This is a genomic window from Paracoccus sp. TRP (genome assembly GCF_000185925.1).
GTDB lineage: Bacteria > Pseudomonadota > Alphaproteobacteria > Rhodobacterales > Rhodobacteraceae > Paracoccus > Paracoccus kondratievae.
Window position 1 is genome coordinate 1 of the sequence record NZ_AEPN01000021.1, and the last position, 21,226, is coordinate 21,226.

The following is a 21,226-nucleotide window of genomic DNA, read 5'->3' on the forward strand; positions in this document are numbered from 1 at the left end:
TCATCCACCACCCTGAGGCGGCGGCTGGACGCCAGCGCAGAGGGAAAACGCAAGCTTGTCAGACCCTTGCTGAGGGAAACAAAGGCATCTCACCTCCCAGCGCCCCATAAGCAGATGAGAAACGAAATGACTGGCAGGACACCACATAAGGTCGGCCCCTCGCGCCAGAGCTGAACAGCGACCCCGGTTTTCGCCACCAGGGAGGCTATTGCAAAGCCGGTCCTCGAATGGCGCGCAGCCGTATCCTCTGTTCCCGGGCAGGTTCATACCCTGGAAGGCCGATACAATGGGCTGACCCCATACCATGAGGTTGCTGGTGGCGAGGGGCCAAGTACCGGCCATCCCTCTGTAAAGAGCAATGGCCGGACCGCCTGATACGTCACCGCCGCCGATCAGGTGGGATAAGGCACGGCACCCGGGACGCATAACAAAGCCGGGCCCGGCGGCCCGGCAACGGGCGCCCCTCGGGCTGAGAGTGACCGCAGGCACGCAGGATGCACCTCCGCCAGCAGAACCTAACGGCACGGCCCCTCACGTAATGAGGGGCCGGTCCATCCAGAGCCGACACATCGCCGCAGGAACCTTGGGTTATTGGCCCGCCGGCAACACCGCCTTGATCAGCGCCAGCCCCGCCTCGACCCGAGCCGGGTTCGGGATGCTGCGGTTGGCAAGGATCACCAGACCCAGATCCTCACCCGGGATCAGCGCGACATAACCGCCAAAACCGTTCGTCGAGCCGGTCTTGCCAAGCAGCACCTCACCGCCCGGGGCTGGCTTCGGCAATCGTGTCGCAGGTTGGCTTTTCATCGCCATCCCGGGCGCGGCACCGGCCAGAATCTGATCTAGCGGCATCGGCCACGGATAGCGTTCCCAGATCATCGCCTGCTGAAAATACTGCGTTTCCGTCTGGCCCGCATGGGTCTGTGCCATCGCCTTGTGCAGCTCAGGCGGCGCCCCGGACCCATCCAGGTTAAGGTGCAGAAAGCGCAGCATATCGCGCAGGTCGGACTTTATCCCGTAAGCCTCGTCATCCAGCATCCCCGGATTGACGCGGACAGCCCGATCATCCTGACGCGAGTAGCCCCAGGCATAGCGCGACATCTCGGCCTGCGGCACATCGACAAAAGTGCTGCCAAGCCCCAGCGGTTTCAGGACATGATCCTGCAGCGCCTTATCGTAAGTCGCGCCAAAGGACTGGGCTGAGATACGACCCAAGAGGCCGATACTGATATTGGAATAGGACCTCTCACCCCCCGGCACGGGCTGCCAGTCGTGCAGCCAGCGCATCAGGCTGGCGTCATCGCTGGCCTCATCGGGGACCTGAATGGGCAGGCCGCTGGTCTGATGGGTGGCAAGATCCATCAACGAAACCTTTCCGATCGCACTGCCCTTCAGGTCGGGCAGATGGGTCGCGACGGAATCGGAAAGTGACAGGCGCCCCTCGACCTCAGCCAAAGCGGCAAGGGTCACGTTAAAGGTCTTGCTGATCGAGCCCAGCTCGAAGATCGTCCGGTCCGTCACCGCGACACCGCCATCGCGGTCGGCCACACCGGCGGTAAAGACATAGTCCTGTCCCTGCCAGGTCACACCGACAGCAAGCCCGGGAATGTCGTATTCTGACATGACGGGGGCGAAAATCTCGCTTGCCGCCTGCTGAAACTCTGCCTCGGTCATAGCCGATGCGGGCACGGCCAAAGCCGCTGCGATCAGGCCAATGCCCGCACATCCATAATTCATTTTCATGTTTCTGCTCTGTTAAAATTGGGGCAAACGCTGTGCCGCGTGCCATGTCTGCCAGTTAAGACAAAGCAAACGGCGGGCACAAACGATCATATTTCACTTTCGTCATGAGATAATCTAATCTCATCTCATGGACCGACCACAACTGCCCCTGAATGCCCTGCGCGCCTTTGAGGTGGCCTCGCGCCACCTGAACCTGACCCGCGCCGCCATCGAGCTTTGCGTGACGCAAGCCGCGCTTAGCCACCAGATCCGCGGGTTAGAAGAGCGACTGGGCGTCACCCTGTTTCGCCGCGTACCGCGCGGGCTGGTCCTGACCGAAGAGGGGATCATGCTCGCCCCGGTTCTGACCCGGATCTTTGACGAAATGTCGGGCGCTCTCGATCGCTTTTCCTCGGGACATTATCATGAGACGATCAATCTTGGCGTCGTGAGCAGCTTTGCGACCGAATGGCTGATCCCGCGGATCGAGGATTTCCAGCGCCTCCACCCCTCGGTTGACCTGCGCATCCACACCAACAACAACCGCGTCGACCTGGCTGGCGAAGGGCTGGATCTGGCGATCCGTTTCGGCGACGGCAGCTGGCATGGCGTGGCCGCGACCCGGCTGATGAGTGGCGCGATGATGCTGGTCTGCAGCCCCGAGACAGCAGGCCGCCTGCGCTGGATCGAGGACTTACCTTCGATACCCCTGCTGCGATCCTACCGCGCCAGCGAATGGGAACGCTGGTTCGCCAGTCAGGGCCTGCCCGCGCCACTGTTACGCGGGCCGGTCTTTGACAGCTCACTGGCGATTGCCGAAATGGCCGCGCGCTCGTATGGCGCGGGGCTGGTGCCGGTTGTTTTGTTTGCGCCATGGCTGCAGAACGGGCGGCTGGTGCGACCCTTTGATACCGTGCTTGCCGCTGGTGACTACTGGCTGACACGGCTGCATGCCAGCCCCGAAACCGCGGGGCAGGCCGCATTCCGCGAATGGCTGACCGCAGCCTGCGCAGAAGATGAGAGCGGCGCAATCTGAAAACACGCCGCCCCCTGAAGTCAGGCGACCGCGCGGCGGTACAGGTGCCAGGTCGCGTGGCCAAGGATGGGCAGCACGACGATCAGCCCGGCAAAAAACGGAATCATCCCAAGAAGCAGCGAGACGGCAACGATCACCCCCCATAGCAGGGTCGCGCCCGGGTTGCGACGCGCGACGGCAAGCGAGGTTGCCAGCGCCACAGGCACGCCCACCGATCGGTCAATCAGCATCGGAAATGACACAAGGCTGACGCAAAGCACCACCGCCGCAAAGACAAATCCGACAAGAATGCCGATCACGGCCATGGTCCAGCCCGCCTCGGTGGTAAAGGTGGCGGTCAGGAATGCGCGCAGGCTTTCCTGTGGCATCGGCCCCAGCGTCGCGGCCCAGATCTCATGCGCGGCGAATAGCCACAGCACAAAGATCGCGACCAGCAGCATGCCCAATGCCAGAACAGGCCCCAGCACCCGACCAGTCAGGGCAGAGAGGGCCGCGCCCCAGCCGACCTCTTCGCCCCGTTCGCGCCTGCGGCTCATCTCATACAGGCCGATTGCCGCGACGGGGCCGATCAGCGGAAAGCCAGCGGCCAGCGGGAAAAGCAGATGCATTTGCCCTGCGTGAAAGGCCCAGACCGCCAGGACAAAGCCGATCACAGGATAAAGCGCGACGGCCGTGATCACATCTGTTCTCAGAGCGGCAAAATCGGCGATGCCCTTGCGCAACGCGATGCCGATATCCTCGGCGTCGATCTTGTTGACGGCGGGTGGGGCCATCTCATGGCTGCCGATCCCATCGACCGCCGCGCCGACGCCACGACCCACAAGGGCCAGCCTCTGCGCGCTCCAGCTTAACGGATTTCCTATAGTTTCTCGGTGCATGGCTGCATCCTCCCTTTCCCGAAGGGCCCGGAACCGGGCAAGGCATCAGCCAGAGAACCCGGCCCCCGCCCGTGCATATGCCGGGCCGAACCGTCCTCAGTATCAGTCTAGCAGATACAGCCGGAAATTGCATCCATCTAATCGGATGCCCATGCCATGGCAGCATAAATGCTGCGATTTTCTGAAATCAGACGGGCACAGCCAGCGGCCATGCCCGCGCAAGGCCCTTTGTTGCCAGCTACTTGCCCGCCGCCCGCAGGCTGGCGTCGATGTAGCACAGCGCCTCAAGCGCCATATCGGTGTTGACCCGCGTGGTCAGCTGTCCCGTCCCCGATGCAATCTGAGAGAGATACCGGCGCATGGCCTCCAGCGAAATTTCCCCATCCTCGGCGATGGATGCAAGGGCGATCTGCCCAACCGTAAAGGCGACCATGTCCGGGCTGCCCAGAAACTCGGGCGACCGGCGACGTGCGCGCAGGCTTACCGCTTCAATCATTAATCTCTCCTCGCATTGCAAAATATCGTTCGAAAAAGTGAAGGCATGGCCGCGAAGATGCGCCCAGGCCGAAAATTCATATACTGCAGAAGCATCACTCTCTTGCAGCAGCTTGTTAACGAATTCAAATGAAGTAACGTTGCATGCGGAATGCACAAAATGAATAATAAGCGCCTGGACCTGAATCTGCTGACCGTGCTTGATGCCGTGGCCAGACGTGGCTCGGTCTCGGACGCAGCGCGGGAACTGCACCTTAGCCAGCCTGCTGTCAGCCATGCCCTTGGACGTTTGCGCAACCTGACCAAGGACCGGCTGTTCGTCAGGTCAGGCAACCGGCTTGTCCCCACATCGCGCACGCTGGCGATGATCAACCCGGTGCGCAGCCTTTTGCAGCAGGCCGCCGTCATGCTGGCGCCAGAACAGTTCGATCCACAGGCAAGTAAGCGCAGCTTTCGCATCGCGGCCTCGGATTATCCGCTGCTGTCGATCATTCCGGGTTTTTCCGCTCGCCTGCGGCGCGAGGCGCCAGGCGTCAAACTGGCACTGCAACCCGCCAATCCCGAAAACCTTGCCGATCTGTCGGCAGGCAATCTTGATGCAAGTTTCTGGACCGGAGGCCCGCCGGGGGAGGGTTGGTCGCTGACCCCCCTGCTGGATGAAACGCTGATCGGGGTCTGCGGGCCGGACCATCCCTTTGCTGGTGGACAAGAAATCGGCATCGAGACCTGGGTCGCGCAGTCCCATGCCATCGTCGCCTATGGCAGCATGTCGCATAATCCGATCAACAGGGCGCTGGCGGCGCTGGGGATATCGGAACAGATCACCCTGATCAGCCCCTCATATTCGGGGGCAATGGCGGCGCTGGCGCCCGCGCGGCTGATCATGGCCCTGCCCCGCCGGCTTTTGCCGATCGCCAAGACCTTCCGCCTTGCGGCCTTCCCTCTGCCGGTCGAAATCCCGAGCTTTCCCTATGGCCTGTTACGCCATCGCCGGACGCTAGAGGACCCGGGCCTCGACTGGCTGACGAACCTGCTGGTCACGCATGTCCAGCAAGAGATCTGGTGACAGCGCAGCCTGCCGACAGCCGCTTAACGCAGGCTGTCAGGCAATGGGATGAATTCATTCTCATCACCCGGGGGCAGGCGAAAGCGGCCGTGATCCCAATCGCCCTCGGCCCAGGCCTGCTTGGCTGAATCTATCCGTTCGCGTGACGAGGCGACAAAGTTCCACGAAATATAGCGCGGCCCGTTCATCGTCTCGCCGCCCAGAACCATCAGCCGCGCGCCCGTCTCGCCCGCCTTCAGGCTGATGTGGTCACCGGGGCGGAACACCATCATCCGACCGGCCTCAAAGGTCTCTCCCGCTACCAGAATACTGCCTTCGACGACATAGACACCGCGGTCCTCATGCTCATCCGGCAGTGGCAATGCGGCACCCGCAGACAGGATCACATCGGCATAAAAGGTCTCGGTAAAGGTCTTGACCGGGGCGCGTTCACCCCACGCCGTCCCAAGGATCAGGCGGGCCTGCTTGCCCTCGGCCTCAAGGAAAGGCAGCGCTTCTTTGCCGTGATGTTCAAAGGCGGCGGGGCGGTCCTCCTGGCTTTCAGGCAGCGCAACCCAGGTCTGGATCCCAAAGAGCGAACCGGGACGCTGGCGCATCTCGGCGCTGGTGCGTTCGGAATGGGTGACGCCATTGCCGGCGATCATCCAGTTCACCTCGCCCGGATAAACCATCTGATCGGCCCCGGTGCTGTCGCGGTGGTGAAACTCGCCCTGATAAAGATAGGTCACCGTCGCCAGCCCGATATGAGGGTGGGGCCGCACGTCGATGCCGCCCCCGGTCAGGAACTCGGCCGGGCCCATCTGGTCAAAAAAGATGAACGGCCCCACCATCTGCCGGCGCGGCGCGGGCAAAGCGCGGCGCACCTCGAACCCGCCCAGATCGCGGGCGCGCGGGATGATCAGCGTCTCGATCGAGTCGAGACCCATGTTTTCGGGGCAATCCGGGTTCTGAGTGGGGTTCCAGCTCATCCGAGCCTCCTGCTCTTGCTATGACGATGTCCGGGCCAGCCTAGCAGGTCTTGCAACGGACCGCATCAGCGTGGTCGAGATCGTAGCCAAACCGCCGCCATTGCCCGCACCGCCGGACAGCGACGCCCGCTTCTCGACCAGCATTCGGCGGCTCTGTGGCCTATCCCCGGCAAGCCTTTGTGCGGTAATTGGCACTGAACCGCCGCTGGCGCGGAAATGCTCCTGATCGGCCCTGCCCGTCAGGTCATGCGTGATGCTGTATCACGATCATGGTGAAAGGCGGGCTCAGAACCTCGCTACAGCGAACACATGTTGTCCGCCGCATGGAAGCTCCGATGGCGATCTCTGTTTTGTCCGGGAGCAAGCGGCGCTCCCCCTGATCCGCAGATCCGGCGGCATTTTCCCGAGGCAAGTCTCTTGTCGTTCCATTTTGGTAATGTAATAACATTACTAAACTGAGTCCGTCGCCAGCGATGCTCCGGTCCCGCCCCGGAACTGCAGTTTTCTGCAGCCGGTCCCTGCTGCCCTGCAGGGACCAGCGGAAACCGGGCAAGCTAACCGCAACCCATTCCGAACGACCAAGGAGGCTAATCATGCTCAGACAATTTGCGGGTGCCAGCGCCCTGACCCTGATCCTTGCTGGTACCGGCATTGCCCATGACCACAAGGATGACACCGTTTACCGTGTCTTTGTGGGCGATCATGAGAAAGGGCAGATCACCGCCTTTGACCTGTCCAAGCCCGCGCATCGCTGGACTTTCCAGACCACTGGACAGGTCAAGCTTTATCCGGTCGCGGGCGGTGCGGTGGTCGCCGCAGTCCAGTCCGAGGCCGATACCGTGCAATTCATCCGCAGCGGTATCTCACTGCACGATCATGGCGATCATCAGGACCTTGAGGTCAAAGAACCCGCAGCCATCGACCTGCACCTGTCGGGACCCCGGCCCTTTCACCTTGTCGCGCACGACGGCAAGGTGGTGCTGAATTATGACAAGGGCAGCTATGCCGAGATTCTCGACAGCGCCGCGCTGGCCGCGGGCAAGGTCGAGCCGGTGAAGTTCCCACAGGCCCGCGCCCATCATGGCTTTGTCACGCCACTGGGAAAAAGCTGGCTTTCGACCGTCGCCTCGGACGAACCGGTCGAGGGCGATGCCTCGGTACCGCGTCTGGGCCTGCAAGCCTTTGACGCCAAAGGCAACCCCACGGGCAATCTGGCCACCTGCACCGCCATCCATGGCGAGGCTTTCTCGGGCGCCTATCTGGCCGCCGGTTGCAAAGAGGGCGTGCTGACCGTCAAGGCGGGTGATCAGGGGCCGGAATACAGGCTTTTGCCCTATCCCGAGGATCTGCCCAAAGATGTGACCACCGGGACCCTGCTTGGCTCATCCGGGATGCAGATCTTTCTGGGCAATTTCGGACCCAAGGGCCTGGTTGTCATCGACCCCGAAGAGGCCCCGCATTATCGCTATATCGACCTGCCGTTCCGCCGGGTGGATTTCGCGCTAGACCCAGCCAGCCCCGCGACAGGCTATGTCCTGACCGAAGATGGCAGCCTGCATCGTGTGAACCTGCTTGACGCCGCTCTCAGCGACAGCACCAAGGTCACCGCGCCATATTCGATGGACGGCCACTGGAACGATCCGCGCCCGCGCATTGCCGTCGCCGGGGACGAGATCGTGCTGAGCGACCCGAATGCCGGGCTGATCCGGCGCATCTCGACCAAGGATTTCAGCGAGGTCGGCACCGTACCGGTCGAAGGCAGGCCATATAACATTGCCGTGGTCGGCGGCAGTGGCGTAACCCACTGATATAACAGCTGATCCGCTTTCATGACCTGACAATTTCAGATGCGCCGGCCGGGCTCTATGTGACGCGCATCATGCGAGGGCCGGAAAGGCCACGACAGGATACACCACTCCCCCATCCTGACGCGGTTTTCCTTGGCCCTTCCCGGCCTGTGGGGGCAGTCCCTGCCATGGAAGCCAGATTTACCTTGTTCATCCGCAATTTGGCGGGTAGTTGCCCGGTGTCGGTTTCCATATGGAATTGAAAGGGAATCCGCCACCGGACCTGTCCGGTGAACCGGAACTGCCCCCGCAACTGTAGGCGGCGAGGACATCCACGAAAATGCCACTGTGGCCATGCGCCACGGGAAGGCCGTGGAAAGCCCCGCGACCCGCCAGTCAGGAGACCTGCCGACACCCGTTTCAACGCAGCCCGGGCGGGGTGTCCGGGGAGGTGTTCGATGAATTTGCCCAAAGGGTGCCTTGCCGCGCCCGTCCCAGCCAGCATCAGGCCCTGCCGCAAGGCAAGGGCGCTTGTCAGTTTTTGGGCCGCTCCTCTCCTCCCGTCCCTGGCTGCCCTCACAACCGGAGACAATTCATGTTTGCCCGCACACTGACTGCCGCGCTGCTTGGCGCGGCCACCATGATCCTTGCCACCCTGCCCGCAGGCGCACAGACCCAATATCCGCTGAGGCTGCAAAACTGCGGCGTCGATCTGACCATCAGCCATGCACCTGACAGCGTGGTCAGTGTCGGACAGGCCGCGACCGAGATCCTTTATTCGCTGGGGCTGGCCGACAAGGTCCAGGGCACTGCCGTCTGGTTCAGCGAGGTCCTGCCCGAATACCGCGAGGTGAATGCCTCGATCGAGCGGCTGGCCGACAACGATCCGAGCTTTGAATCGGTGGTGGCGAAAAAGCCCGGCCTGGTCACTGTGCAATACGAATGGCACATCGGTCCTCAAGGAATCGTCGCCACGCGTGAGCAATTTGCCGATGTCGGCATCCCGACCTATGTGCTGCCCGCGGACTGCTGGAACAAAGACAACAGCAGCGGCTCGGACGGGACCCGCAATGCCATGTTCCAGATGGAATCCGTTCATGCCGGCGTTCTTGAACTGGCACAGATTTTTGACGTGCCGGAACGGGGTGAGGCACTGGTCGCCGATCTGAAGGCGCGCGAGGCGGCGGCAGTTGAAAACGCCCGGTCGCTGAACCTGAAAGATGCCTCGGCCGTGTTCTGGTTCTCGTCGGCCGAGATGGACGTTGATCCCTATGTCGCGGGCCGCAAGGGACCACCCGCCTATATGATGGAAAAACTGGGGCTGAAGAACGTCATCGAAAGCGATGAGGAATGGCCGACCGTCAGCTGGGAGACCATCGCCCGCGCCAATCCTTCGGTCATCGTCATCGCCCGGATGGACCGTCGCCGGTTCGAGGCTGACGATTACGAACGGAAGATCGAGTTCCTGAAGTCCGACCCGGTAACCAGCCAGATGGAGGCGGTTCGCAATGACCGGATCGTGGTGCTTGACGCCCATTCGATGGACCCCTCGATCCGCAATGTCTCGGCGCTTGAAACACTGGCCGGGGCGCTGCCGGCCTTTAACCTCGAATGACGGTCGCGACGGTCCGCAGCTATCGCCCGCGCGCGCCCGCGTGGCGATGGATCTTGGCAGGCAGCCTTTTGACGGTGGCGATCCTTGCCGGGGTTATCATCGGCGAAATGCCCCTGCCGCCTGATACCGTGCTGGCGGTGCTGGCCAACAAGCTGTTTGGTGCCGGATATCCGGTGGACTCGATCAATGCGGCGATCATCTGGAATTATCGCATGCCGCGCACTTTGGTCGCGGCTGCCTGCGGCGCGGGACTGGCGCTGTCCGGGGTGGTTTTGCAGGCGCTGATCCGCAACGCGCTGGCTGACCCCTATCTGCTGGGGGTATCAGCAGGGGCGTCGACCGGCGCGGTCGCGGTGACGATCCTTGGCCTTGGCGGCGGCGCGCTGGGCCTGTCATCGGGCGCTTTTGCCGGGGCGCTGTTGGCCTTTGGCCTGGTCGCGGCGCTGGCGCGAGCTGCCGGAGGCGGCCCCGCCCAGCTGGTATTGGCGGGGATCGCGGGTTCGCAGCTGTTCAACGCGCTGACCAGCTTTTTCATCGCCAGGTCGGCCAATGCCGAACAGGCAAGGGGCATCATGTTCTGGCTGCTCGGCAATCTGTCGGGCGTGCGCTGGCCGGATGTGTCGCTGGCGGCTCCGGCAGCCCTGATCGGCTTTCTGGCCTGCCTTTGGCATGTAAGGGCGCTGGATGCCTTTTCCTTTGGTGCGCAATCGGCAGCGGCACTGGGCATTTCCCTGCGCCGGGTGCAGGGGATGCTGATCGGCACGACCACGCTGATGACCGCGACCATGGTCAGCCTTGTCGGCTCGATCGGTTTCGTCGGGCTGGTCGTGCCCCATGCCATGCGCTTTGCCGTCGGCCCCCGGCATGGCCGGCTGGTGCCATGGTCGGCGCTTGCAGGCGCGGTCTTTCTGATCGCGGCCGACATTGTGTCACGCATACTGATCCCCGGTCAGGTGGTAGCCATCGGCGTGGTAACTGCGCTGGTCGGTGCACCGGGCTTTGCCCTGATCCTGATCCGCAGCCGGGGCCGGACATGAGACTGAGGACCGCCAATCTGGGCTGGAGGGCCGGTACCCGTCCCATTGTCGAGGGTGTGACGCTGGAAATCGCGCCGGGCGAGACCTTTGGCCTGATCGGGCCGAACGGCTCGGGCAAATCCACGCTGCTGCGGCTGATTGCCGGGCTGTTGCCCCCCTCAGCCGGAAGGGTGTGGCTGGGTGAGACCCCGCTTGCCAGCCTGTCCCGGCGCGAGGTCGCGCGCCGGATCGCCTTTGTCGAACAACAGGCCGAAACGACCGAGGCACTTACCGTCCGCGACGCGGTCGGGCTGGGTCGAACACCATGGCTGTCAGCACTGTCCCCCTTTGGCGCGGGCGATGCGGCCATCGTTGAGCATGCGCTATGTGCGGTTGGAATGGAGCATATGGCCGGGGCGCAATGGCAAACCCTTTCAGGCGGAGAGCGCCAGCGTGTCCATATCGCCCGCGCTCTGGCCCAGCGCCCACGCCTGCTGCTTCTGGACGAACCGACAAACCATCTGGACATCCATCACCAGCTTGCACTGCTGCGGCTGGTCCACCGCCTGCCAGTAACCGTGGTTCTGGCGCTGCATGACCTTAATCAGGCATTGGGCTGTGACCGTATCGGCGTCATGGCCCAGGGCCGGCTGATCGCCTGCGGTCCGCCCGCCAAAGTCCTGACCCCTGAACAGCTGGCCAAAACCTTTCGCGTTGGCGCGACAGCTTTGACCGATCCTGTCGACGACACCGTCCTTTTCCGTTTCCGCTGTCTTGAGGAGTGACTGATGAAATCCGCCCTTCTTGCCTTCATGCTGCTGGGCACACCCGTCCTTGCCGAAACCCATGAGGTGCGGATGTTCAACCGTTCGGACCGGGGCGTGATGGTCTATGAGCCATCGTTTCTGCGGATTGCGCCGGGCGACACGGTACGCTTTGTCCCGACCCAGCCTGGCCATAATGCCGCGTCCATCGACGGGATGATCCCCGAAGGGGCCAAGCCTTTCAAATCCCGGATCAATGAGGATTTCAGCGTCACCCTGACCGTCCCCGGCAGCTATGGCATCAAGTGCAGCCCGCATTTCGCCATGGGCATGGTGATGCTGATCGAGGTGGGCGAGGCCCACGCCCCCGCCCTGCCCGACGATCTGCCGCCAAAGTCACGCGCGCGGTTTGATGAGATATTGGCACGCCGTACGCCAAGGGCGCCCCCTCCCCCTCCTGAAAAAGGCTGACCGGCCACCATCTTAGGCCCGGATGGCAGGATTATCCTGCGATTCCAATCTCTTCATGTTCGTCATCCACCATCATCTGTTTGGGAGACCGGGCCGATGCTGATCGAGACGCACAAGACAAGGACCGAATTTCACCCTCCATCCTCAACCCTTTCCCATCGCGCAAAGCGGCTGACGCCGCAATATTGGGCAAAGCCCTGGGGCCGCGATGACGGTATTCCGGCCCCTTCGGACGCCCAGCCGCTGGGCGAGATGATCTTTGACGCAGCCAAGACGGGGCTGGTCGTCAAATGGCTGCAAACCAATGAGCCGCTTTCCATTCAGGTGCACCCACAGCGGGGCGCGGGGCGAAAGCACGGATGGTGGTATGTCGCCGATACCCCGCCCCGGCGCCTTACGCCTATAGCGGCACAGCCATCACTTCAGAGCTGCTTATCACCCATGATTTCCGCCGGTTCCGGCTGCGGCCTCTGACCGGTCCGTCCAGCCGCAACAAGGGGACGGCGCTGTTCCCCCGCCGGCTGGACAGGCATTCCGGCATGATCGCGCGACAGGACAATGAAAACCTGTTCCCGATCCGCTCGGACGACCTGCTTCACAGGCCCGAAGGCGAAAGGACCGCAGCCCCCTGTACCCATGGGAACTGGCGCAGATCGGCAGTTGCAGGGCTCCGGTCGAACTGGACGAGGGTTGGCTGATCCTGACCCATGGCGTCGGCGCCATGCGTAAATATTGCATCGGGGCGATGCTGCTGGACAAGGCCGATCCCACCCGCGTATTGGGTCGGTCACGGGTGCCGCTGCTTTCGCCTTCGGATGCCGGGCGCGAAGTCATGTGCCCAATATCGTTTATACCTGCGGCGCACTGGTCCATGCCCGGGCATCTGTTCATGCCCTATGACATTGCCGACAGCGCCGTCGGTTTCGCCACTGTCCGGCCCGGCGCGCTTGTCGAATCGCTGGACTGACCGTCCTGCATCGAGGTTCGACCATGACTGAAAAACCCTTTACCACCAGCGACCTGATGGCGGAAAGCGGCGTGGGTTTCGGCACAAGCGGAGCGCGCGGACTGGTCAGCGCCCTGACCGACCGCGTCGCCTATGGCTATACGCAGGGCTTTTTGCGTCACCTGCGTGATGTCGGCGAGTTCCGGCCCGGCACCAAGGTCGCATTGGCGGGCGATCTGCGCCCCTCGACCCCGCACATCCTGCGCGCCTGTGCCGCGGCCATCCGCGACGAAGGCGGCGAGCCGGTCTTTTGTGGTCATGTCCCGACCCCCGCGCTGGCCGATTACGCCTTTGCCCGCGCCATCCCCTCGCTGATGGTCACGGGCAGCCATATCCCCGACGACCGCAATGGCATCAAGTTCCACCGCGCGAAAGGCGAGATTCTGAAACCTGACGAGGCCGGAATGACCCGTCAGGTGCTGACGCTGGACCGCGCGCGCTTTGATGCGGATGGCGCGCTGATCAACCCGCCCCCCTTGGGCGAGCCTGTCGATATCACACAGGGCTATGTCCGCCGCTATGTCGACTTCTTTGGACCCGAGGCACTGGCGGGGCTGAGGCTTGGGCTATACCAGCACTCGGCCGTGGGGCGCGATATTATCGCCCGGATCCTTGCCGCTCTTGGGGCCGAGGTCGTGCCTTTGGGCCGATCGGACAGTTTCATCCCCGTTGACACCGAGGCGCTGCGTCCCGAGGATATCGCACTTGCCCGCGAATGGGCCTCCGAGCATCAACTTGACGCCATCATCTCGACGGATGGCGATTCCGACCGGCCTTTGCTTGCCGATCATCGTGGGGAATGGTTGCGCGGCGATATCCTTGGGCTGCTTTGCGCCCGGGCGCTTGGCGCGGATTGCGTGGTCACCCCTGTCAGCAGCAATACTGCGCTGGAGCTGAGCGGCGCTTTCGCCCGCACCATCCGCACCCGCATCGGATCGCCCTATGTCATCGCCGCGATGGATGAGGCCGGACAGGACGGCGCAGGCATCGTCTGCGGTTATGAGGCGAACGGCGGCTTTCTGCTTGGTAGTGATATCGCCCGTGACGGACAAGAAATCCCGGCCCTGCCGACGCGCGATGCAGTCCTGCCCGTCGTCAGCGTCCTGGCCGCTGCAAAGCAGCGCAGTCTGGCCGAGCTTTGCGCCGATCTGCCCCCACGTGTGACCTTCAGCGACCGGCTGAAGGACTTTCCGACCAGCGACTCTCAGGCGATCCTTGCCTGGCTGACCTTGGGATCCGAGACCGAACAGCGCGCCCGGATCGACGCAGAATTCGCGGGCCTTGCTGGTGGGGCCCTGTCCCGTATCGACCAGACCGACGGGCTGCGTATGCATTTCGAGGGCGGCGCGATCATCCACCTGCGGCCCTCGGGCAATGCACCCGAACTGCGTGTCTATACCGAGGCAGAGAGTGAGGCACGGGCCAGCGCGCTGAACGCCCAGGCGCTGGCGCTGGTCCGCGACCGGCTGGCCCCGCGGGCGCGGCAGGGGACCTGATCCCCGCCGCCGGGCAACCCGGGCGGCGGGGATCAGGTTTTCAGGATCAGATTTTCAGATCAGCAATCTGGCGGACGGCCTGAGCCGCCTCGGCGCCCTTTTTCACGAAATGAGCATGGAAAAAGCCGTGATGCTCGGCGCTTGGCTGAAAGTTATGCGGGGTCAGGCTGACCGAGAATGTCGGTATCCCCGTTTCCATCTGCGCCTGCATCAGCCCCGAAACCACCGCTTGCGCGACAAAATCATGGCGATAGATGCCGCCATCAACCACCAGCGCGGCAGCGACGATGGCATCAAAATCGCCCGACTGGCCAAGCTTTTTAGCCAGCAGCGGCATTTCGAACGCGCCAGGCACGTCATAGGTCACAATCTCGGTCTCCCGGTCCGATTGCTGCATATCCTGCCGAAAGCCGATCAGCGCCTGATCGACGATATCAGCGTGCCAACGCGCCTTGATAAAGGCAATTTTCAGTTTTTGGGTCATTTAGGAACCTCCTGTATCCAGAACGGTCCCAAGGCGATCGCGGCCGGTGCCGACACGCAAAGCGTCGGTCCGTCCATTCTCTTTCATCCGGACTATACCGTCGGCCCCGGAATTTCACCGGATCTGCTGACCCTGCGGAATGCAGGCGCTCGCGGGCTATCACCGCCGGTGGGGAGTTTCACCCCGCCCCGAGAACAGGCGCAATATTGCGGCCCGTGCCGGCAAAGGCAAGAGCCGCCGCAACACGGATATCGGACCGGATCGTCAATCACATGGATCGTTCACGACGCCCCGCCTTCGTCATGACTGATCGGATCGCGGTCACGGGGATAACCCTTTAGCTTTGGGAACGGCGGCAGCCAGGATTCGCGCCGGATGGTCCATAGCTCATAGCTGGGGCCAAGCTGGCCGGGACTGTCGAGAGCACCAAGGCCGATTTCGACCTCATCGCCGGTGCGCGCAAAGACCGAAGAGCCGCAGCGCGGGCAAAAGAACCGGCCGGCAAAGTCGCGGGTTTTCCCCCTGACCGTCACCGCCGCATCCGGAAAGATCGCATAGGCGGCGAAAACCGCACCATGATGCTTGCGACAGTCAAGACAGTGGCATAGGCCGACGCGGGAAGGCTGGCCCCTTGCCTCGATGCGGACATCTCCGCACAGGCAACCGCCGGTGAATCGCTCCATGATTTCCTCCATCAACAGGCAGCCTGGCACTGCGCGCACGGCTTGCCAACCGGGAGCGGGGCCGGGCGCCGCGAGGTGAACAGTTCAGTTTTTAACAAATCTTAACTCAGCATAAAGGTTTCCTTTAAGGTCGTCCCCGCCGGATCCCTATAAGTTCCCCAAACCTCAAGGGGAGAGAGCAAATTTGCGGAAAGAGGGGGAGAACGCCTTGGAACACCCAGCGACTGCCAGGACCAAAATTGCATTACGGCCAGAGGATGAAAGGCTGAGCCTTTTTGCGAATCTGGCCTATGGCATCCAGCACATCCTGACCATGTACGGCGGCATCGTCGCCGTTCCCCTGATCGTCGGGCAAGCAGCGGGGCTATCGGCAAGCGACATCGGCCTGCTGATCACGGCCTCGCTTTTTGCCGGCGGAGCCGCGACCATCCTGCAAACCATCGGCCTGCCGTTCTTTGGCTGCCAGTTGCCGCTGGTGCAGGGCGTGTCCTTTGCAGGTGTCGCCACAATGATCGCGATTTCGGGCAATGGCGGGATACAGGCGATCTTTGGCGCGGTCATCGCCTCATCCCTGTTGGGGCTGCTGATCACACCTGTCTTTTCCCGCATCACGCGGTTTTTTCCGCCATTGGTCGCGGGCATCGTCATCACCACCATCGGTCTGACGCTGATGCCGGTCGCGGGGTCATGGGCCATGGGCGGCAATCGCGCCGCAGCCGATTTCGGCAGTCAGGCCAATATCCTGCTTGCCGCCGTGACCATGGTGATCGTGCTATTGCTAAGCAAGGTCGGCAACGCGGCGATTTCGCGGCTGTCCATCCTGCTGGCATTGGTGATCGGCACGCTGATCGCCTATGCTTTTGGCATGACCGATTTCTCGCGCGTGTCCGAAGGACCGGTCTTTGCCCTGCCCCAGATCTTTCACTTTGGCTATCCGACCTTTGGCGTGGCAGCGATCATTTCGATGTTCATCGTCATCCTGGTGACACTGGTCGAGACCTCGGCCGATATTTTTGCCGTGGGCGAGATCGTCGGCACCAAGGTCGATTCGCGGCGTCTGGGGGACGGGCTGCGTGCAGATATGCTGTCGAGCATGCTCGCGCCGGTCTTTGGCTCTTTCACGCAAAGCGCATTCGCCCAGAACGTCGGCCTTGTCGCCGTCACCGGGGTCAAGAGCCGCTATGTCGTCGCCACCGGCGGGCTGATCCTTGTCGCGCTGGGACTTTTCCCGATCATGGGCCGGGTCGTCGCGGCCATCCCCAGCCCGGTTCTGGGCGGCGCGGGGATCGTTCTTTTCGGCACCGTCACCGCCAGCGGTATCCGCACCCTGTCGCGGGTGGATTACGCCAACAACATGAACCTGATCATCGTCGCGACATCAATCGGCTTTGGCACCATCCCGATCGTGCTGCCTGGTTTTTATGATCAGTTCCCGGCCTGGGTCGAGACGATCTTCCATTCGGGGATCAGCTCTTCGGCGCTGATGGCGATCACGCTGAACCTGCTCTTCAACCACTTCACCTCGGGCAACCCCGATCAGCCCTCGGTCTTTGGCGCGGCTTCTGAACGGACGATCCGCTATGCCGATATCGCGCAGCTGCAGGACGGGGATTATTATGTCAACGGCAAACTTTACGACGCCGAAGGCAATGAGGTACCGCTGATTGCCGTTGGCCATCACTGAAGATGTCCGCAGGCGGATTGCAGAGGACCGAGGAGGCGTACCTCCCCGGTCCTTTGCTTTTGTGGCGACTGATTCACGAATCGGATTAGTTAAGATCAATGGGGGGGCGTCGGCTTTGCGACAAAGGGCCCGACTGAAAGTCCGGGCACCAGAACCCACAACTTCAGTTCCTTGCTGGCGCTTTCTGATGAGGGATGTTATTCTGTCTGCGACGCTGTGCGCCCCTTTCTGTGGCTTTCTTACTCAATCGGCTGCGTTTTAAATTCAGCATATTTACAATATCTTATATGCTCATATCCGCAGTTTTCAGCCTGTTTGCATTTCACATGAACCCAGGCCTGAATCCGCCCCGGACAGGCCCTGCCCTGCCCGTCTGATCGGGCTGATCGCGCGGCGGATGAGATGCTCTCCCACCCCCTGCCCGGCTGTCTGGGCAAAAATGCTTGCAACAATGGGTGAATCAAGGAATAGTCACGAAAAAGCGCGGCCAAACGACAAAAACCGTGAACACGCCGCAACCGGAGCAGGCAGATGAGCAAGGACAGCGGTCAGGAAGACCTGAATTCCGTGATCCGTCAACATTCGGAATGGCTGGCGGCGCAGTTGCATGCCCAGCGGGAAAGTCTGTTCCCGCCGGATGCCCACAAGTCGATGCGGAAATTCACCTCGGGCGAGGCAGCGGCGCTGCTCGGGATCAATGACAGCTATCTGCGCAAACTGCATCTGGACGGCAAAGGCCCTTCGCCCGAACTGACGGCTGGAAACCGGCGGCTTTATTCCGCGCAGGATATCCAGGACCTGCGGCAACTACTTGAAAAGACCGCAAGAAAGCCGGGTGACTATCTGCCCGGGCGGCGACCGGGGGACCACCTTCAGATCATCGGGGTGATGAACTTCAAGGGGGGCTCGGGCAAGACCACCACCTCGGCGCATCTCGCGCAGCGGCTGGCGCTCAAGGGTTACCGGGTGCTTGCAATCGACCTTGACCCGCAGGCGTCGATGACGGCGCTGCATGGCGTTCAGCCCGAGTTCGACCTGCTGGACGGCGGCACGCTTTACGACGCTATCCGCTATGACGACCCTGCCCCGATCCGTTCGGTGATCCGCAAGACCTATATCCCGAATCTGGACCTGATCCCGGGTAACCTTGAGCTGATGGAGTTTGAGCACGAGACCCCTCGCGCCCTGTCGCAAGGCAACGCCGGCCTGTTCTTTTTCCGTGTCCGGGAGGCGCTGGCTCAGGTCGACGATGATTACGATGTGGTGGTAATAGACTGCCCGCCGCAACTGGGGTTCCTGACCATGTCGGCACTATCGGCATCGACCGGAGTGCTTGTCACCATCCACCCCGAAATGCTGGACGTCATGTCGATGAGCCAGTTCCTGCGCATGACAGCCGATCTGATGGACGTGATCGCGGAAAGCGGCGCCGATATGTCGCATGACTGGATGCGCTATCTGCTGACCCGCTATGAGCCGACGGACGCACCGCAAAACCGCATCGTCGCCTTTTTGCGCACTATGTATGGCGACAAGGTGCTGAATGCACCGATGCTGAAATCGACGGCGATTTCGGATGCCGGTCTGACCAAGCAGACGCTTTATGAGGTGGACCGCACGGCCTTCACCCGGTCGACCTATGACCGCGCGATTGAAAGCCTGAACGCAGTCAATGACGAGATCGCCCAGCTTATCCAGAAGACCTGGGGGCGTTCATGACCGACAGCAAGAAAAGGCGCATGTCGCTGCTCGATAATCTGGCACAGGCCAGTGCCGGAGGCGGCGTCAGCTCGATGATGACCACCAATAGGGCCCTGCGTTCGGCCCGTGATGCCGTGGACAGCCACCGGATCTGGGAGCTGGATCCCGAGCAGATCACCGATGATCGGGCAGCCGACCGTCTGGACCCAAAAGACATCGACGATCTGCGCGCCTCGATCGAGGCAGTGGGACAAACCGTGCCAATTCTGGTGCGTCGTGATCCGTCTGATCCTGATCGCTATCTGCTGGTCTATGGCCGCAGGCGGCTGGAGGCAGTGCGCGCATCAGAGCGGGTCAGCAAGGTCCGCGCCATGATCGCCGCGATGGATGACAAGGCAGCGCTGAGGGCGCAAGCATCTGAAAACACAGCAAGACGTGATCTGAGTTTCATAGAACGAGCGCTGTTCGCCCAGGAGCTGACCGAGAACGGATTCGGCTCGCAAGCCGAGGTCGCTGAGATCTTGAACGTGACCAAATCGGCGATTTCGATGGCCCTTTCAGTGGCGCGCGCTGTCGGTCAGGACCTTGCCCGCGCGATTGGTCCGGCCCATGGCATCGGCCGTCCGCGGTGGGAAGCTCTGGTCAAGGATATGCAGGCCACGGGGCTTGATACCGCCGAACTGATCGCCATTGCTGAGCGCACGCATCGCGAATCTGGCCCAGATGTTGCCGATCCGTCGGTTGCAGCGTTCGAGGCGGTTACCCGTCGTTTAAGAAAGGCTGCCACCCTGCCCTCTTCGACGACTCGTCCCGCGTCACGGTCGCTGACGCTTGCCGGCAAGGCCGCGGGCCGCGTCACCCGCACCAGGGATGGGCTTCGGTTAGAGATCAGGACCCAGGATCAGGATTTTGCGGACTGGCTGCAGGAACAGGCCAATACCGCATTAGAAGAGCTTCACGCCCGCTGGAAAAATAAGGGCTGAGGAGAGAGCAGTAGTAAAAAGAAAACAGGCAAGGAGGCACGAGCAGGCAAAAGAAAAGGTCCCGCAAAGCATACACCTTACGAGACCCCTTTGATCGTAGCAAATCCAAGGTAGTCGTCGTTGGCGTCAACTGCAAGTCCGAAGTGATTCGCAGTACGGGATTTTTTTGTCTTCGTGATAGAAAAATGGGTTATATTCCCATAACGTCGTTTCGGCGAATGGTGGATGCTGTCCAATTGCAGCATCTTGGACAGCAGGCGCAGCCCCTGCCCGCGCGTCCGGTGGACAAATGGCAGGTATTGCGCGAACTTGCGATAGCTCGCAGCCGATTTGGACTGTCTGACCGGGACATTACGGTGTTGCAGGCTTTGCTTAGCTTTCACCCCGGGAATGAGCTTGCCGCCCCCGAAAAGCTGGTCGTTCATCCTTCAAACGCTACGATCTGCGAACGGCTGAATGGCATGCCCTGTTCGACCATGCGGCGGCATCTCGGCAATCTGATCGATGCGGGCGTAATTCTGCGCCGCGACAGCCCGAACGGCAAACGCTATGTGCGGCGTGGACCAACGGGACCGCATGCCTTTGGCTTTGACCTCTCACCACTCGTGCGTCGCTTTGCCGAAATCAGTGCCGCAGCCGATGAAGTGCGCGCAGAAGAACAACAGCTTGCCGCACTGCGCGAAACCATCAGCCTGATGCGGCGTGATTTGCGCGGACTGCTTGACTACGTAGCTGTCGAAAATCTTCCTTCCCACGCGGATCGCTTTCACGACCTCTTGTCTCTGACCGGTCGTGCTCTGCGCCGCAAGCTGGACTGTGATGAGCTAAAGCAAATCGAAACGCAGCTTCAGCAAGCCCTGGACATGCTGCACGACCAGCTAGAGCCGCCTGCCATCGTGTCCCCAACAGAGGAAATGAGCAGCAATGACATCGAAAATGAGCAGCACTATCAGAATTCAAACTCTGAATCCTATGAATCTGAAAAAGGCGAAAATACTTGTGTGACATCAGCTGAACAGAGACGGATGCCACTTGGGTTGGTACTGTCAGCGTGCCAGGAGATAAGAGGCTATTCATCCGAACCAATTCAGCACTGGACCGATTTCGTAAAGCTTGCCGAGAAAGTCAGACCCATGATGGGGATATGCTCATCTGCCTGGGATGAGGCAAAGCGCAGAATGGGCGCAGAGGAGGCCTCGGTTACGCTTGCTGCAATGCTTGAGAGGTTCGCCGTTATCCGCTCACCAGGGGCATATTTGCGAAGCCTTTCTGCAAAAGCAGCGGCAGGAGCTTTCTCTTCAATGCCCATGGTGCGTGCTTTGGATCGGTGTCTGGCGGCCTGAGTTCACAACTGTGAACCTTGGCGGCAGG

19 protein-coding genes and 2 riboswitches are annotated in these 21,226 nt (G+C 61.7%); of the genes, 13 read left to right on the forward strand and 6 right to left on the reverse strand.

What is annotated here, in order from left to right; translation table 11 throughout:
• Window positions 1-588: 588 nt before the first annotated feature.
• Window positions 589-1,743: a class C beta-lactamase gene (gene ampC / locus PARACOCCUSGL_RS0112190; RefSeq protein ID WP_010396905.1), complete on the reverse strand. Its 1,155-nt coding sequence runs from the start codon at window positions 1,741-1,743 to the stop codon at window positions 589-591.
• A gap of 127 nt (window positions 1,744-1,870) precedes the next feature.
• Between ampC and PARACOCCUSGL_RS0112195 the strand changes: the two genes are divergently transcribed.
• A complete protein-coding gene (locus PARACOCCUSGL_RS0112195) occupies window positions 1,871-2,758 on the forward strand; it encodes a LysR family transcriptional regulator (RefSeq protein ID WP_010396906.1) in 888 nt (295 codons plus the stop codon).
• Window positions 2,759-2,778: 20 nt separating this feature from the next.
• On the opposite strand, the gene PARACOCCUSGL_RS0112200 is transcribed toward PARACOCCUSGL_RS0112195, so the two are convergent.
• Together PARACOCCUSGL_RS0112200 and PARACOCCUSGL_RS0112205 are read right to left on the reverse strand one after the other, a co-directional pair.
• Window positions 2,779-3,636, reverse strand: a complete 858-nt coding sequence (locus tag PARACOCCUSGL_RS0112200; protein ID WP_029372160.1) for a DUF2189 domain-containing protein — start codon at window positions 3,634-3,636, stop codon at window positions 2,779-2,781.
• Window positions 3,637-3,874: 238 nt separating this feature from the next.
• Complete coding sequence (locus PARACOCCUSGL_RS0112205) at window positions 3,875-4,132, reverse strand: hypothetical protein (protein WP_010396909.1); 258 nt, start codon at window positions 4,130-4,132, stop codon at window positions 3,875-3,877.
• Between the two features lie 159 nt (window positions 4,133-4,291).
• Here PARACOCCUSGL_RS0112205 and PARACOCCUSGL_RS0112210 point away from each other — a divergent pair, with 159 nt between their 5' ends.
• Window positions 4,292-5,197 (forward strand): LysR family transcriptional regulator, encoded by a 906-nt coding sequence (locus PARACOCCUSGL_RS0112210; protein WP_010396911.1) that lies wholly within the window; start codon window positions 4,292-4,294, stop codon window positions 5,195-5,197.
• A gap of 23 nt (window positions 5,198-5,220) precedes the next feature.
• On the opposite strand, the gene PARACOCCUSGL_RS0112215 is transcribed toward PARACOCCUSGL_RS0112210, so the two are convergent.
• On the reverse strand, window positions 5,221-6,165 hold the full coding sequence (locus tag PARACOCCUSGL_RS0112215) for a pirin family protein (RefSeq protein ID WP_010396914.1): 945 nt from the start codon (window positions 6,163-6,165) through the stop codon (window positions 5,221-5,223).
• Window positions 6,166-6,758: 593 nt separating this feature from the next.
• On the opposite strand from PARACOCCUSGL_RS0112215, the gene PARACOCCUSGL_RS0112220 reads away from it, so the two are divergent.
• The 7 genes from PARACOCCUSGL_RS0112220 to PARACOCCUSGL_RS0112255 all read left to right on the forward strand — a co-directional run bounded on the left by PARACOCCUSGL_RS0112220 (window position 6,759) and on the right by PARACOCCUSGL_RS0112255 (window position 14,320).
• Window positions 6,759-7,973 carry a metallochaperone AztD gene (locus tag PARACOCCUSGL_RS0112220; protein WP_010396925.1) on the forward strand — a complete coding sequence of 405 codons (1,215 nt, stop codon included), beginning with the start codon at window positions 6,759-6,761 and terminating at the stop codon, window positions 7,971-7,973.
• Window positions 7,974-8,178: 205 nt separating this feature from the next.
• Window positions 8,179-8,380, forward strand: a riboswitch (cobalamin riboswitch).
• Window positions 8,381-8,547: 167 nt separating this feature from the next.
• Window positions 8,548-9,567, forward strand: a complete 1,020-nt coding sequence (locus PARACOCCUSGL_RS0112225; RefSeq protein ID WP_010396927.1) for an ABC transporter substrate-binding protein — start codon at window positions 8,548-8,550, stop codon at window positions 9,565-9,567.
• Window positions 9,564-10,604, forward strand: coding sequence for an iron ABC transporter permease (locus PARACOCCUSGL_RS0112230; RefSeq protein ID WP_010396929.1), 1,041 nt, complete (start codon window positions 9,564-9,566; stop codon window positions 10,602-10,604). Before PARACOCCUSGL_RS0112225 ends, PARACOCCUSGL_RS0112230 begins: the two co-directional genes overlap by 4 nt.
• The gene (locus tag PARACOCCUSGL_RS0112235) at window positions 10,601-11,368 is read left to right on the forward strand and encodes an ABC transporter ATP-binding protein (protein ID WP_010396932.1); all 768 of its coding nucleotides are present in this window, start codon (window positions 10,601-10,603) and stop codon (window positions 11,366-11,368) included. The genes PARACOCCUSGL_RS0112230 and PARACOCCUSGL_RS0112235 overlap by 4 nt, the downstream gene beginning before the upstream one ends.
• 3 nt (window positions 11,369-11,371) lie before the next feature.
• Window positions 11,372-11,818, forward strand: a complete 447-nt coding sequence (locus PARACOCCUSGL_RS0112240) for a pseudoazurin (RefSeq protein ID WP_010396934.1) — start codon at window positions 11,372-11,374, stop codon at window positions 11,816-11,818.
• A gap of 643 nt (window positions 11,819-12,461) precedes the next feature.
• On the forward strand, window positions 12,462-12,785 hold the full coding sequence (locus PARACOCCUSGL_RS21255; RefSeq protein ID WP_255348782.1) for a hypothetical protein: 324 nt from the start codon (window positions 12,462-12,464) through the stop codon (window positions 12,783-12,785).
• Between the two features lie 23 nt (window positions 12,786-12,808).
• Complete coding sequence (locus tag PARACOCCUSGL_RS0112255) at window positions 12,809-14,320, forward strand: phosphomannomutase (RefSeq protein ID WP_010396941.1); 1,512 nt, start codon at window positions 12,809-12,811, stop codon at window positions 14,318-14,320.
• A gap of 46 nt (window positions 14,321-14,366) precedes the next feature.
• Here PARACOCCUSGL_RS0112255 and PARACOCCUSGL_RS0112260 read toward each other — a convergent pair whose 3' ends face one another.
• On the reverse strand, window positions 14,367-14,804 hold the full coding sequence (locus PARACOCCUSGL_RS0112260; RefSeq protein ID WP_010396943.1) for a 6,7-dimethyl-8-ribityllumazine synthase: 438 nt from the start codon (window positions 14,802-14,804) through the stop codon (window positions 14,367-14,369).
• A 71-nt stretch (window positions 14,805-14,875) separates the two neighbouring features.
• A riboswitch (FMN riboswitch) is annotated at window positions 14,876-15,004 on the reverse strand.
• Between the two features lie 81 nt (window positions 15,005-15,085).
• Entirely contained in the window at window positions 15,086-15,487 is a 402-nt protein-coding gene (locus PARACOCCUSGL_RS0112265; protein ID WP_010396945.1) for a GFA family protein, read from the reverse strand.
• Between the two features lie 208 nt (window positions 15,488-15,695).
• On the opposite strand from PARACOCCUSGL_RS0112265, the gene PARACOCCUSGL_RS0112270 reads away from it, so the two are divergent.
• The 4 genes from PARACOCCUSGL_RS0112270 to repC all read left to right on the forward strand — a co-directional run bounded on the left by PARACOCCUSGL_RS0112270 (window position 15,696) and on the right by repC (window position 21,198).
• Complete coding sequence (locus tag PARACOCCUSGL_RS0112270) at window positions 15,696-17,171, forward strand: nucleobase:cation symporter-2 family protein (protein WP_010396947.1); 1,476 nt, start codon at window positions 15,696-15,698, stop codon at window positions 17,169-17,171.
• Window positions 17,172-17,702: 531 nt separating this feature from the next.
• Window positions 17,703-18,890, forward strand: coding sequence for a plasmid partitioning protein RepA (gene repA / locus PARACOCCUSGL_RS0112275; protein WP_010396950.1), 1,188 nt, complete (start codon window positions 17,703-17,705; stop codon window positions 18,888-18,890).
• On the forward strand, window positions 18,887-19,855 hold the full coding sequence (gene repB, locus PARACOCCUSGL_RS0112280) for a plasmid partitioning protein RepB (protein WP_010396953.1): 969 nt from the start codon (window positions 18,887-18,889) through the stop codon (window positions 19,853-19,855). The genes repA and repB overlap by 4 nt, the downstream gene beginning before the upstream one ends.
• Window positions 19,856-20,040: 185 nt before the next feature.
• Window positions 20,041-21,198 carry a plasmid replication protein RepC gene (repC, locus tag PARACOCCUSGL_RS0112285; RefSeq protein ID WP_029372169.1) on the forward strand — a complete coding sequence of 386 codons (1,158 nt, stop codon included), beginning with the start codon at window positions 20,041-20,043 and terminating at the stop codon, window positions 21,196-21,198.
• Window positions 21,199-21,226 lie beyond the last annotated feature (28 nt).

Excerpts from the sequence above, each read along its gene's own strand:
- ampC (WP_010396905.1), bottom strand. The coding sequence starts at position 1,743 with ATGAAAATGAATTATGGATGTGCGGGCATTGGCCTGATCGCAGCGGCT.
- PARACOCCUSGL_RS0112195 (WP_010396906.1), top strand. The coding sequence starts at position 1,871 with ATGGACCGACCACAACTGCCCCTGAATGCCCTGCGCGCCTTTGAGGTG.
- PARACOCCUSGL_RS0112200 (WP_029372160.1), bottom strand. The coding sequence starts at position 3,636 with ATGCACCGAGAAACTATAGGAAATCCGTTAAGCTGGAGCGCGCAGAGG.
- PARACOCCUSGL_RS0112205 (WP_010396909.1), bottom strand. The coding sequence starts at position 4,132 with ATGATTGAAGCGGTAAGCCTGCGCGCACGTCGCCGGTCGCCCGAGTTT.
- PARACOCCUSGL_RS0112210 (WP_010396911.1), top strand. The coding sequence starts at position 4,292 with ATGAATAATAAGCGCCTGGACCTGAATCTGCTGACCGTGCTTGATGCC.
- PARACOCCUSGL_RS0112215 (WP_010396914.1), bottom strand. The coding sequence starts at position 6,165 with ATGAGCTGGAACCCCACTCAGAACCCGGATTGCCCCGAAAACATGGGT.
- PARACOCCUSGL_RS0112220 (WP_010396925.1), top strand. The coding sequence starts at position 6,759 with ATGCTCAGACAATTTGCGGGTGCCAGCGCCCTGACCCTGATCCTTGCT.
- PARACOCCUSGL_RS0112225 (WP_010396927.1), top strand. The coding sequence starts at position 8,548 with ATGTTTGCCCGCACACTGACTGCCGCGCTGCTTGGCGCGGCCACCATG.
- PARACOCCUSGL_RS0112230 (WP_010396929.1), top strand. The coding sequence starts at position 9,564 with ATGACGGTCGCGACGGTCCGCAGCTATCGCCCGCGCGCGCCCGCGTGG.
- PARACOCCUSGL_RS0112235 (WP_010396932.1), top strand. The coding sequence starts at position 10,601 with ATGAGACTGAGGACCGCCAATCTGGGCTGGAGGGCCGGTACCCGTCCC.
- PARACOCCUSGL_RS0112240 (WP_010396934.1), top strand. The coding sequence starts at position 11,372 with ATGAAATCCGCCCTTCTTGCCTTCATGCTGCTGGGCACACCCGTCCTT.
- PARACOCCUSGL_RS0112255 (WP_010396941.1), top strand. The coding sequence starts at position 12,809 with ATGACTGAAAAACCCTTTACCACCAGCGACCTGATGGCGGAAAGCGGC.
- PARACOCCUSGL_RS0112260 (WP_010396943.1), bottom strand. The coding sequence starts at position 14,804 with ATGACCCAAAAACTGAAAATTGCCTTTATCAAGGCGCGTTGGCACGCT.
- PARACOCCUSGL_RS0112265 (WP_010396945.1), bottom strand. The coding sequence starts at position 15,487 with ATGGAGCGATTCACCGGCGGTTGCCTGTGCGGAGATGTCCGCATCGAG.
- repA (WP_010396950.1), top strand. The coding sequence starts at position 17,703 with ATGAGCAAGGACAGCGGTCAGGAAGACCTGAATTCCGTGATCCGTCAA.
- repB (WP_010396953.1), top strand. The coding sequence starts at position 18,887 with ATGACCGACAGCAAGAAAAGGCGCATGTCGCTGCTCGATAATCTGGCA.
- repC (WP_029372169.1), top strand. The coding sequence starts at position 20,041 with ATGGGTTATATTCCCATAACGTCGTTTCGGCGAATGGTGGATGCTGTC.